At 71.5% G+C, this 11,603-nt stretch carries 13 protein-coding genes; all 13 read right to left on the bottom strand.

Features of this window, described 5'->3' with window-relative positions; genetic code table 11:
* Window positions 1-72 precede the first annotated feature (72 nt).
* Entirely contained in the window at window positions 73-621 is a 549-nt protein-coding gene (locus tag ACQEVC_RS16900) for a TIGR03086 family metal-binding protein (protein ID WP_432878288.1), read from the bottom strand.
* Window positions 622-632: 11 nt separating this feature from the next.
* Window positions 633-2,207 carry an ABC transporter substrate-binding protein gene (locus ACQEVC_RS16895; RefSeq protein WP_432878286.1) on the bottom strand — a complete coding sequence of 525 codons (1,575 nt, stop codon included), beginning with the start codon at window positions 2,205-2,207 and terminating at the stop codon, window positions 633-635.
* Complete coding sequence (locus tag ACQEVC_RS16890) at window positions 2,204-2,968, bottom strand: mycothiol-dependent nitroreductase Rv2466c family protein (RefSeq protein WP_432878284.1); 765 nt, start codon at window positions 2,966-2,968, stop codon at window positions 2,204-2,206. Before ACQEVC_RS16890 ends, ACQEVC_RS16895 begins: the two co-directional genes overlap by 4 nt.
* Window positions 2,969-2,973: 5 nt before the next feature.
* Complete coding sequence (locus ACQEVC_RS16885; RefSeq protein WP_432878281.1) at window positions 2,974-4,098, bottom strand: ABC transporter ATP-binding protein; 1,125 nt, start codon at window positions 4,096-4,098, stop codon at window positions 2,974-2,976.
* Window positions 4,095-5,180, bottom strand: coding sequence for an ABC transporter ATP-binding protein (locus tag ACQEVC_RS16880; RefSeq protein ID WP_432878278.1), 1,086 nt, complete (start codon window positions 5,178-5,180; stop codon window positions 4,095-4,097). The genes ACQEVC_RS16885 and ACQEVC_RS16880 overlap by 4 nt, the downstream gene beginning before the upstream one ends.
* Window positions 5,180-6,127, bottom strand: coding sequence for an ABC transporter permease (locus ACQEVC_RS16875; protein ID WP_432878276.1), 948 nt, complete (start codon window positions 6,125-6,127; stop codon window positions 5,180-5,182). Before ACQEVC_RS16875 ends, ACQEVC_RS16880 begins: the two co-directional genes overlap by 1 nt.
* 90 nt (window positions 6,128-6,217) lie before the next feature.
* Entirely contained in the window at window positions 6,218-7,186 is a 969-nt protein-coding gene (locus tag ACQEVC_RS16870; protein WP_432878273.1) for an ABC transporter permease, read from the bottom strand.
* 303 nt (window positions 7,187-7,489) lie between these two features.
* The gene (locus ACQEVC_RS16865) at window positions 7,490-7,903 is read right to left on the bottom strand and encodes a hypothetical protein (protein WP_432878270.1); all 414 of its coding nucleotides are present in this window, start codon (window positions 7,901-7,903) and stop codon (window positions 7,490-7,492) included.
* On the bottom strand, window positions 7,900-8,142 hold the full coding sequence (locus tag ACQEVC_RS16860) for a hypothetical protein (RefSeq protein ID WP_432878268.1): 243 nt from the start codon (window positions 8,140-8,142) through the stop codon (window positions 7,900-7,902). The genes ACQEVC_RS16865 and ACQEVC_RS16860 overlap by 4 nt, the downstream gene beginning before the upstream one ends.
* 5 nt (window positions 8,143-8,147) lie before the next feature.
* On the bottom strand, window positions 8,148-8,339 hold the full coding sequence (locus ACQEVC_RS16855) for a hypothetical protein (protein WP_432878265.1): 192 nt from the start codon (window positions 8,337-8,339) through the stop codon (window positions 8,148-8,150).
* 210 nt (window positions 8,340-8,549) lie between these two features.
* On the bottom strand, window positions 8,550-9,725 hold the full coding sequence (locus ACQEVC_RS16850; protein WP_432878262.1) for a helix-turn-helix domain-containing protein: 1,176 nt from the start codon (window positions 9,723-9,725) through the stop codon (window positions 8,550-8,552).
* A gap of 227 nt (window positions 9,726-9,952) precedes the next feature.
* Entirely contained in the window at window positions 9,953-10,483 is a 531-nt protein-coding gene (locus ACQEVC_RS16845) for an O-acetyl-ADP-ribose deacetylase (protein WP_432878260.1), read from the bottom strand.
* A 97-nt stretch (window positions 10,484-10,580) separates the two neighbouring features.
* Complete coding sequence (locus ACQEVC_RS16840; protein WP_432878257.1) at window positions 10,581-11,603, bottom strand: coiled-coil domain-containing protein; 1,023 nt, start codon at window positions 11,601-11,603, stop codon at window positions 10,581-10,583.

Raw genomic sequence — 11,603 nt, 5'->3', positions numbered from 1 at the left:
TTTTGGAGAGCAGAAACGAGACCCATCCACGTTTCGTCCACGAGAATTCCTAACACATCTGGGCCGGTGGTGTCACGGGTTGCGCCCGCAGGCCAGCAGCAGCCGGGTCAGCAGGTCGGCCTCGGGCTCGGCCGCCGGCAGCGGCGCCCCGAACCGGTCCGCCGGCAGGCTCCCCTCGGCCGCCGCCGGGGCGAAGAACCCGTACGCGAGCCGGACCAGGCCCTCGTCCATCTCCTCGGCGGCCCCGATCGCCCGGGCCAGGTCCCAACTGTGTACGACCAGCCCGCTGATCCGCATGATCAGGAACTCCTCGCCGCTGACCGTGCGCTTCGGCAGCCGTACCTCGGCGGTCATCGCGCCCGGCTCGCGGAACGCGGACCGGATCACCTCGACGCTGGCCGACCAGGCTTCGGTCAGGTCGCCGGTGACCGGGCTCCGGTCCACCTCCTCGCCGCGCAGTAGCTGGCCGCAGTGCGCGTTCCCCTCGACGACGTGCCGGACCAGTGCCGACACGTCCCACTCGGTGCACGGGGTGCCCGCCGTCCACTGGTCCGGGCCGACCGCCGCCAGCCGCTTGCCGAACGTCTCCAGAGCCTTGTCCAGCTCGTCGCGCAGTTCCATCACGCAGTCTCCTAACAGGTCAGTCGGGCGCTCTTGAACTGCGCGCCGACCGCCGCGAAGTCCACGTCGGCCAGGCACTTGTTCTGGAAGGTGTAGTTCGGCCCGCTGATGATCGGGATGTCCACGGCCAGGTCGTTCATCGAGGTCCAGACCTTGCGCCAGGTGGTCTTGCGGACCTGGAGGTCGACGGTCCGGTTCGCCGACTGGATCAGCTCGGGGACCTCCGGGTGCTCCCGGGCGAAGCCGTGCTTGCCCTGCGGGGTGTTCGGCGACTGGAACGAGGTGTAGAACTGCGGGTCGTTGATGCCGCCGCTGAACGCGTACGCCATCTGGTAGGTGCCGTCCGAGTACGCCTCGCTGAGCTGTGGGCCCTGCACCGCCTTGACCTGCGCCCTGATCCCGCACTGCTGCCACTGCTGGGCCAGCGCGTTCGAGATCACCTGCGAGTGGCCGCCGATGTTGAGCAGGGTGAACTCCAGCCCGCCGAGCTGGTCGACCAGCGACTTGCCCTTGACCGGGTCGTACGGGTACGGGAACTGCGCCTTCGCGCCGTCCACCCCGCCATCCGGGTAGTAGAGGCTGTCCGCGCCGGCCAGCACGTACGCCGGGGTGACCCAGCCGCGCTGCACGTTCTTGGCGATCGAGTCCCGGTCGGTGCAGTAGTTGATCGCCTGCCGCGCCTCGGGCCGGTTGAACGGCGGCTTGTAGGTGTTGATCGGCAGGAAGGCGTAGAGCGTGTTCTCGCCCGCGATGGTGGCGATCTTCTGGTTCGCCTTGGCGTCGTCCAGCACGTTCGGTGGGGTGGAGACCCCGCTGACCTGCACGCTGTCGATCGAGCCGGAGGCGACGTGCTGGTAGGAGACCTGCGCCTCCGGGCTGGTGTTGATGAACTTGACCTCGGCCAGGTGCACGTTGGCCCGGTCCCAGTACTTCTCGAACGGCTTGAGCACCAGCTCCTCGCCGGGCTTGTGGCTGACGACCTCGAACGGCCCGGCCCCGACCGGCTTCAGCCCGAACTGCTGCTGGCCCGCCTTCCGGTGCGCGGTCGGCGAGCCGATCAGCGTCGCCGGGGTGTAGGTCAGGAAGGCGATCATCGTCGCGGTCGGCTCGGTGAAGGTCATCGTCACCTGGTGCGCGCCGGTCGCGGTGACCGAGGACATCTGCCTGAAGTACTGCGCGTTCGGCGATTCCGCCTGCTTGTACCGCTCGAAGTTGTAGACCACCGCCTCGGCGTCGAACGGCGTACCGTCGGCGAAGGTCACCCCCTGGCGCAGCTCGATGGTGAGCGTCTTCAGGTCGTCGCTGTACTTGTAGCCGGTGGCCAGGTCCGGCACGAAGTCGCCGTCGGGGGACGTCGGCGGGTCGAAGAGCGAGCCGTAGATGTCCAGCGAGATCGGCACCGACTTGCTGATGTAACCGGTGCCGCCCGGGTCCAGGGTCTTGTAGTTGTAGCCGCCGACCGTGATCCGGCCGTTCGCCCCGCCGGCACCGGTGGCACCGTCGTCACCGGAGCCGCCGCAGGCCGCCGTGGCCAGGCCGACGCATCCGACCAGGGCCAGTCGGAGGAGTACGTTCCGCCGTCTCATCTTCCCGCTCCGTTCTCTCCGGTCCCCGCCGTCTCCGTCGTCGTTGTTTCCGGCTGTGGCTGCTTCGCCGGGTCAGGGTCGGGTTCGGGGGCGGCCCAGGGGCGCTGGCCCCACGGCCACCACGGGGTCCGGACGCCGTCGTCGAAGAAGACCGCCGGCAGCGTGGGCGGGCCGAGCCGGCCGCGCTTGAGTTCGGAGAAGTTGTCGTAGCGCACCAGCCAGGAGACGTGCCGCCACAGTTCGACCGCTTCGGCGTCGCTCGGCATCCGGTTGAGTACCGGGCCGAAGATCATCGGGCCGTCGCCGCCGTCCAGTGCGATGGTGGGTACCCCGATGCTGCGGGCCCGGTCGATCAGCGCCCGGTGTTCGGCGACCACCGCCGCCCAGGTCTGCGGGTCGGCCAGCGCGGCGTCGAAGAGTTCGGCCTCGAAGCCGGCCTCGACCACCGACTCCCGGACCGCCACCACCAGGTCCGGTGCGGGCGGCCGGGATTCCCAGGTACGCCGGGCCAGCGCTTTGTAGAACGGACCGATCGCCTTCGAGCCGGCCTTCTCCCGGATCGCCACCGCGCAGCGCAGCGCCGGACCGGAGATCGCCTCCAGTTCGAGCGGGTCGGCGCCCTCCGGGAGATTCAGGATCTCCAGGCAGCACAGGCCCCAGTCCAGTTCGATCTCGCCCAGCTCGGCCAGTCGCCAGGCCCACTTGCTGGTGAGATAGCACCACGGACACCGGGGGTCGAAATATATCTTCACGGATTCCACAGAGATCACCCTTGTTCTCCGGCAACGGTTCGGTGAGTGGGTACGGAGCCCTGACCGGCGGGGACCGCCGGTGCGGAGCCGGCCGGCGACGCGGAGCCGGCCGGGGCGGCGGCTGACGGGGCGCCGGCCGACGGGGCGCCGGTGAGGGGGAAGTGACAGGCGACCCGGTGCCCCGGGGCGATCTCGCGTAGCTCCGGCACCGACTCGGCACAGGTCGGCTGGGCGTAGACGCAGCGGGTGCGGTACCGGCAGCCGGACGGTGGACTCAGCGGCGAGGGCTGCTCGCCGACCACCGGGATCCGCTCCCGGACCGTCTCGGCGTCCAGCGCCGGTGGGATCGCCGAGAGCAGCGCGGCGGTGTACGGATGCGCCGGGTTGGCGAACAGCTCGTCGGTCGGTGCGGTCTCACAGAGCCGGCCGAGATACATGATCCCGGTCCGGTCCGCGAGGGTACGCACCACGGCCAGGTCGTGGGCGATCAGCAGGCAGGTCAGCGACAGCCGCCGCTTCAGCTCGAAGAGCAGGTTGAGCACCTGGGCCTGCACCGACACGTCGAGCGCGGTCACCGGCTCGTCCAGGATCACCAGGTCCGGCCGGGAGACCAGGGCCCGGGCGATCGCCACCCGCTGAGCCTGGCCGCCGGAGAGTTCCCGGGGCCGCCGGCCGGCGAACCGACTGGCGCCCAACCCGACCAGGTGCAGGATCTCGGCGACCCGGCGACGGCGTTCCGGCACTGAGCGGACCCCGGCGGTGACCAGCGGCTCGGTCACGCTCCGCTCCACCGTCCAGCGTGGATCGAGCGCCGAGAACGGATCCTGGAACACCATCTGCACGCCGCCGGTACGCCGGCCGTCCCGCTCCGGCCGGCGCCGCCGGCCCACCGTACGGCCGCTGACGGTGACCCGGCCGCTGACCGGGCCGGGTGCGCCGATCACCGTACGGGCCAGCGTGGACTTGCCGGAGCCGGTCTCGCCGACCAGGGCGAACGTCTCGCCCCGGGCGATCGTGAAGCTCACCCCGGCGACCGCCGAGACGGTGGCCCGGCGGAACGGCCGGCGCCCCTTCACCTTGAACTCCTGCACCACGTCGACGCAGTCCAGCACCGTCGGCTCGGTCGGCTCAGTGGTCATCGGGTCACCTCCGGTCGCGGGGTGGCCGCTGCGGCTGCCGGCCCCTGCTCGATTGCCGCTCCGGGGTGCCAGCAGCGGACGGAATGCCCGGCCGACAGCTCGACCAGTGGCGGGCGCTCCTGCGCACAGTCGTCCCGTGCCTGGTCGCAGCGGGGCGCGAAGGCGCAGCCCGGCAGCGGCGTACGCGGATCCGGCGGCAGGCCCTCGATGGGCCGGGGCGGGCGGCCCGGGGTACCGACGTCCGGCACCGCCCGGACCAGCGCCTGGGTGTACGGCATCCGGGACGCCCGGGCGATGCCCCGGGCGGGCAGGGTCTCGACCGCCTGCCCGCCGTACATCACCAGCACCTGTTCGGCCCGGGAGGCGGCCAGCGCGAGATCGTGGGTGACCACGACGGTGCCGATCGACCGGGACTCGCGCAGCCCGTCCAGCAGGTCCATGATGGCCGCCTGGGTGGTGACGTCCAGCGACGAGGTGGGCTCGTCACAGAAGATCACCTTCGGCCGGCAGGCCAGCGCGATCGCGATCACGATGCGCTGCCGCATGCCGCCGGAGAGTTCGTGCGGATAGCCGAAGTACCGCTCCTCCGGTGCGGCGATCCCGACGTCGCGCATCAGCTCGACACTGCGGCGGCGCGCCTCCGCCCGACCCAGCGGCGGCTCACCGGCCGCCTCGTCCGGTCGGCCCGACCCGGCGAGCATCGCCTCGGCGATCTGCGGTCCGACCCGCATCGTCGGGTTCAGCGACCGGGTCGGGTCCTGGAACACCAGGGACGCGACGCCGGTGACGAAGCTCCGCCGCCGCGCCTTGGGCACGGTGGCCAGGTCGACGCCGTCCAGGCGTACGGTGCCGGTGACCTCGAAGCGGCGCGGGTCCAGCAGCCCGAGCACCGCCCGGATGCCGATCGACTTGCCCGCACCGGACTCGCCGACGATCGCCAGTGACCGGGCCGGAGCCACCCGGTAGGAGAGCCCGTCGACCAGGGTCAGCAGGGTCGAGCCGCGCCGCACCCGTACGGTGAGGTCCTCGACCTCGACCACCGGGGTGGCCGCCGGGGCTCGGACGGCGCCGTTCTCCGTCATCAGCGCTCCTCGGTCAGCCGACCGCGGAGCCCGTCCGCGACCAGGTTCAGGGACAGGACGGTGACGAACAGCGCCATGCTGGGCAGCACGACCAGCCGGGGATCGCTGCTCAGGTACGCGTCGCCGGAGGCGATCAGGTTGCCCCAGGTGGGCTCCGGCTCCGGTACGCCGAGTCCGAGGTAGCTCAGCCCGGCCTCGATCATCATCGCGGTGCCGATGGTGAAGAGGGCGAAGCCCAGCAGCGGGGGCAGGACGTTCGGCAGGATGTGTCCGAAGATCACCCGGTACGCGGCGGCGCCGTCGCTGCGCGGGGCGGTGACGAAGTCCCGGTGCCGCACGGTCAGGGTCTGCGACCAGGCCAGCCGGCCGAACCGGGAGACCCCGAAGAGGCTGATCGCCAGCGTGGTGTTGGTGAGGCTCGGGCCGAGGTAGTCGGCGATCACCAGCGCCAGGATCAGCCCCGGAAAGGCGAGCAGGGTGTCGAAGAGCCGCATCACGAACGTCTCGTAGAAGCCGCCGAAGAAGCCGGCCGTCACCCCGAGCAGGGCGCCCGCGACCAGGCTGATCGCGGTGGCGCCGAGACCGACGACGATCGACACCCGGCCGCCGTGCAGCAGCCGGGACAGCACGTCGTTGCCGAGTTCGTTGGTGCCGAGCAGGTGTCCGGGCGAGCCCATCGGGGCCATCGCGTCGGCCAGGTCGCCGGTGACCGGCGACGGCAGGCCCAGCAGCGCCGGCCCGGCGAAGCAGGCCAGCACCACCAGCAGGAAGACCGCCGCCGGGATGCCCACCGCCGGGGCCCGGAGCGCCCGGCCGAGCTGCGCCAGCCGGGCGAGGTGCCGGTCCCGGCGCGGCGCCGCGATCCACGCCTCGTCGTCGGCGGCGAGCGCGACCGCCGCGTCCGGCGCCGGCCCGGGTACGGGCCGCTGGGGTACGTCAACGGTCATCGGATTCGCCTCTCCCTCGCCCTCGTCGCCACCTGTTCCGCGCGGCCTGCCCGCGCGCTGTCGCCGTACACCGCTGCTCCGGCCATCGCCTCAGCCGGCCCGGGCACGGCGGCGCGCACCGGGGCGTACCCGGGGGTCGAGTCGCATCTGGACCAGTTCGCCGATCAGGTTCGCCACCACCACACCCACCGCGATCAGCACGATCGCGCCCTGGAGCAGGGTGGCGTCGCGGTTGTTGATGGCACCGAGCACCAGCCGGCCGATGCCGGGGATCGAGAAGACCTCCTCGACGATGACCACGCCGGAGAGCAGGAACCCGGTGGTGAGCGCGATCAGCGTGATCAGCCCGCCGACCGAGTTGCGGGCCACGTGCAGCACCAGGACCCGGGTGTTGGACAGGCCCTTCATCCGGGCGAGGGTGACGTACTCCTCGCTCTCCAATTGTTCGTAGATCTCGCTGCGCAGCACCCGCATGTACTCGGGGAAGACCGACACGCCCAGCGCGACGGACGGGATGATCATCGCCTTGAGGTTGGCGCCCCAGCCGCCGGTGGCCGGGTCGACCCAGCCGATCGAGGAGACCATCCGCAGGCTGGTCGCGAAGACCACGATCAGCATCAGGGCCACCACGAAGGCCGGCACCGAGTTGCCGATCAGCCCGAGTACGGTCACGAACCGGTCGGCCCAGCGGAACCGCAGCGAGAGCAGCGTGGTGAGCAGGGCCAGCGTGATCCCGACGAGCTGCGCGCCGATCAGCAGCTCGACGGTCGGCGGCAGGGCCAGCCAGATTGCCTCGCCGACCCGCTGGTGGGTGATGACCGAGGTACCGAAGTCGCCCTGCACCGCGGCGGCGAGCCAGTCCAGGTAGCGCACGTAGAGCGGATCGTCCAACCGGAGTTGCGCGGTGAGTTCGGCGGCGGCCTCCGGGGTGTAGAAGTCGCCGAGGATCGCGTAGACGACGTTGCCCTGCAGGATGTTGACCAGGCCGAAGCCGAGCGCGGTCACGCAGAGGACGACGACCAGCATCTGGAGCAGCCGGGCACCGATCACCCGGAGCATCGCGGTGTTCCTTCGGACGATCGACGAGGCCGGCTGAGCATCCTGGACTCCCTTGCCCTATGGGGTCGTCACGTGCTCGCCCGACCCGTCCGGGATCCGCCCGTCGGCCGGGAACCCCGGCCCGAGGCTTAGCCGGACGCTACAATTCGATTCCGCTCGTAGCAACGCTCCCCTCTCTTGGTTCTGCATGACAGAACATTTCGTGGCCGTTTCGTAACAACATCAAGAACGGACCGGCGGCTGCCGGTCCGTCATCTGGTGGTCACGCAGCCCGTGTCGTTACCCCGGCGGACAGGCGCCCGATCATGCCCCGGGCTCGGTAGGCGGCCCGCCCATGCCGGTGATCCGGCGTAGGTCATCCGCCGTCGGCGTGGACCGCAGGATCTTCACCGAGTCCGGCACTGCCTCGTCACCGACGACCTCCAGCCACGTCCCGGCAAGCTGGATCCGGCCGCAGTCCGGCAAAGCGCACGGCCGACAGCCATCGATCCCGCGCGGCCAGTGCGCCGTCATCACCTGCCGCGCCACCACCGTGACGAGCTTCCGCCGGTCCGCCGGCACGATCCGGTCGGTGATCACGACCCACAGCGCCCACTCGGCGGTCGGGCACCAGGTGCCCCGACAGCCACCGCAGTGCCGCCCCTCGGCGTGCGCGGTGATCGTCGCCCACGCCCAGTCCACCGCCAGGCCGGGCGCGCTCTCCGGCACCATGCTCACCGGACCCGCTCCAGCGCCGCACGGACGTCGCCGGCCGTGACCGCCGCCGGCAGCGCCCCGCCGAGCAGTACCCGCACGGCGTGCTCCCGGCGATGGATCTCGACCGCCCAGCCCCAGAGCGGGCAGCCGTCCGGCCCGCATCGGCCGCACTCCCGCAGCGCGTGCACGCCGAGGACCAGGCGGGCGAAGGCGCACTCGACCGGCACCGGCCACTCGACGGTCAGCCAGCGCCGCACCATCCGGATCACATCAGCCGCCCGAGGCCGTGCCGGATCCCACCGGTGCTCTCCATCCGGTCGACGCGGCGGCGCACGGCGCCGAGCAGCCGCATGCATCCACCCCGGGGTGCGCACTCGATGCACCGGCCGCCGCCCCGGTGCTGGCGTTCGATCTGGATGTCGACCCACCACTGGGCCAGGGTGTCCGCGCCTGTCACCGTCGCGCCCCCTCCCGTCCGGTCATGGCGCCCCGGATCACCGATCACGGAGTGCCACTCTCAACCTGAGCCGCGCCGCGTCGGGCCGAGCACAGGGAGGTCCGACCCGACCGACCGGGACGCCCGCACGGGTGATGCGCCGTACAGCGCATCGCAGGCGCCCGTGATCGGGACGCTACGGGGAGTGGTTGATGCGGGTATTACCGGCGGTTATAGGTGCTCGATTCGGAATCTACGGGCCAGGGTTCGCAAGCTGGGGGACACGGCGTTCCGTCGACTGCGGTGCACCATGGTCACCACTGCGTCCCTGGCCAGCGGATTCAGGCTGAACGGCACGGGCGCGGCCAGCTCCGCGCGGGTGAACGCCACTTCGGCCTCCCGGTCGCGTCGAGAGTGGGCCAACGCCCGGCCGAGGTCCATCCAGTACGACTGGTGCCGGTTCGCCATTGCCAGCGGCTCCGGCCGCACGGTGCGGGCCAGCTCGATTACCCGGCCGTACTCGCCCGACTCTGCCGCGATCGACATTCGCCACAGCATCACGTTGGTCGGGCCGAAGCACCCGGCGTTGAAGCCAGCCCCGTCCTCGGGGTCGCCGAGGCTGTCCGCCTCCCGGCTCGCCTCGGCGAGGTGCGCCTGGCTGTCGTCAAAGCGGCCGCCTACCGCGCAGGTGAACGCCGCCGCGAGATGCAACTGTCCGAGAGTCTGCCGTGCGTCCGGCGCGACGGCCGCCGCCTGAAGGTCAGCGAGAGCGCGGGCAGCGACACGGGCGGTGATATCGGCCGCCTCGATCGGCATCGACTGGGTGCACGCGAACCGGGATGCGCCGATCCAGGCCGGGTCGCCCGCATCCTCCGCCGCCGCCAACGCCACCTTTGCCGCGGTGAGGGCCAGATGCCGGTAGCCGAGGTGTCGGAGGCAGGTCGACGCCTGGTAGCCGACCTGCGCCAGGCTCCTGCCGCCGTACGCTGCGGCGTCGAATAGCAGGCCCGGTAGGAGCGGCGCCATGGTGGCGTAGTCGGCTCTGAGGCGCATGGCGGCGCTGCGGTCGATCGCGGCGGCGAGCTGGTCGGCGGGGCGGGTCGGTGTGCGTCGCTCGCCTTCTTCGATCTCGATCAGCGCGGTCCAGATCGCGGGGACCGCGTCGGCGGCGCCGGCCTTTGCTGGGTCGGTCGGGTCGCCTGGCTGGTCGAGCAGGTCGGCGACGGTGACTTGGAGTGCGGCGGCGATCCCGACCAGGGTCGACCTCCGGTCGATGCCCTTGTGACCGGCTTCCACCTGCGAGATGTACGACTGCGAGACTCCTGCCAGGCCGGCGAGTACGGACTGTGTCATGCCGTGGCGCCGGAGACGCCAGTACCGAATGCGCGCGCCGATGCTGTCGGCCATGTCGATCAACTCCCAGGTGGGGCTGGGGTGGTGGCGCCCCAGGCCCTACCCCGGGGCGCCACTTCGGACGGTACACCGGCGAGGGCTGCGGCGATCGTTGCCTGCCGGCGGGGCCGGACGGCGCGGATGACCGGCGCGCGGAGGAACGGACCGGCGGCACCGACGGGCCGTTGGAACCCGTTGACGACGATCGGTTTCCGGTTCTCGCGACGTCCGGAGCGGGACCGTCAGTCGGTTGTCGGTGTGGCCGGGTTGGGCTCGTCGAGGGCCGCCCGCAGCAGCGTGCCGGTCTGCTCGTCGAAGGCGACCAGCCGGATCGACTCGACCGCCGACGGCGTGGACCGGAGCGTGTCGACCGCTATCCGCGCCGCCCGGTCGGCCGGAAACCCGTAGACCCCGGTGGCGATGGCCGGAAACGCGACGCTGCGCGCGCCCACCTCGTCGGCGACCGCCAGACAGCGGCGGTAACAGGAGGCCAGCACCTCGGCCTCGCCGTACCCGCCGCCCTCCCAGACCGGGCCGACGGTGTGGATGACGTGCCGGACCGGCGGGTCGAGGTCGAACGCCGGGGTCGCCACCGCCTCGCCGGGTGGACAGGGGCCGATCGCCCCGCCCGCCTCGGCCAGCCGGGGGCCGGCCGCCCGGTGGATGGCGCCGTCCACACCACCGCCGCCGAGCAGCGACTCGTTGGCCGCGGTGACGATCGCGTCCACGCGCTCCCGGGTGATGTCGCCCCGGACGACGTCGATGATGGCCATCCGCCGATGATGCCAGCCGGCGCGCGAGCTGTCCGCACAACGCGACCGCCCCGCCACCTGGCGGGCAGGTGACGGGGCGGTCGAAGTTGGCTCGGGCCTACAGCATGGAGACGTGCACGTGGTCGGTGTGGTCGCTCGGACCGCTGTAGGAACTCCAGCCCTCGTCCGGGAACCAGATCTCCTTGTACCAGATCACGTAGAGGATGCCGAGCCGGTCCGCGTTACGGATCAGGAACGCGGACAGGTCGTTGCCGTACTTCATCTGGTCGTCGTTGGCGGCCCGGCTGAACCCCGAGTTGCGCAGCGACCAGTCACAGGCGCGGCCCTTCGGATGCTCGAACGGCCCACCGGGCCGGAAGCAGCCGACGAACCTCTTGAAGCCCGCCCGGCGCACCTCGTTGTACATGTGGAGTGTCCGGGCGGTGATGCAGCCGCCGGTGGTCGGGTCGTCCCGGTTGCAGGGCAACCCCGGGAAGCCGTCCGCCATCCCCGGCCCGGGACGGGCGACCGGCGATGTGGCCGCCACCAGGCCCTTGTCGGGGCGCGAGTTGCCGCCCACCAGGGCGAGCGCCTTCTTCGCGTCCGACTGCTGCTTCTTGATGATTTTCTCTTGCGCGGCCTGCTTGGCGACCTCCTCGTCGATCGCCTTCTTGGCCGTGCCGACCGCGTCCCGCGCCTCGTTGAGCGCCCGGAGCTTGCTGTTGTTGAACAGGTTCAGCTCGTTGAGCGCCGAAGCCCGCTCCATGAACGCGCTGGACGAGGAGTCGGCAGAGTTGTTGCTCAGCAGCATCGCGATGGCGCTGAGCTTGCCGCTGCGGTAGGACTCGGCCGCGATCTCGCTCGCCTCCGGAGTGAGTGCCGCCAGCCGGGCCTCCGCCTGCTTCAACTGGTTGCCGAGCTGCTGCTGCCGCCGCTGGGACTTGGTTCGTTCGGCCTTCGCCTCGGCGAGCCGCTTGCCGGCACTGGCGAGCACGTCTCCGAGCACCGGCGAGTCGGCCTCTTCCTGAGGGGCCGGTTTCGGCGCGGGCGCCGCCGACGCCTCCGACGGGACCACGACCAGAGCTGCGGCGGTGAGCAGTGCCAGGGCAGTCGCCAGCCTTCGGCGTAGGGGTGCCCTCAC

This window comes from Plantactinospora sp. CA-294935, assembly GCF_050936445.1.
Lineage (GTDB): Bacteria > Actinomycetota > Actinomycetes > Mycobacteriales > Micromonosporaceae > Plantactinospora.
This window is presented reverse-complemented; position numbering and strand designations above follow the sequence as displayed.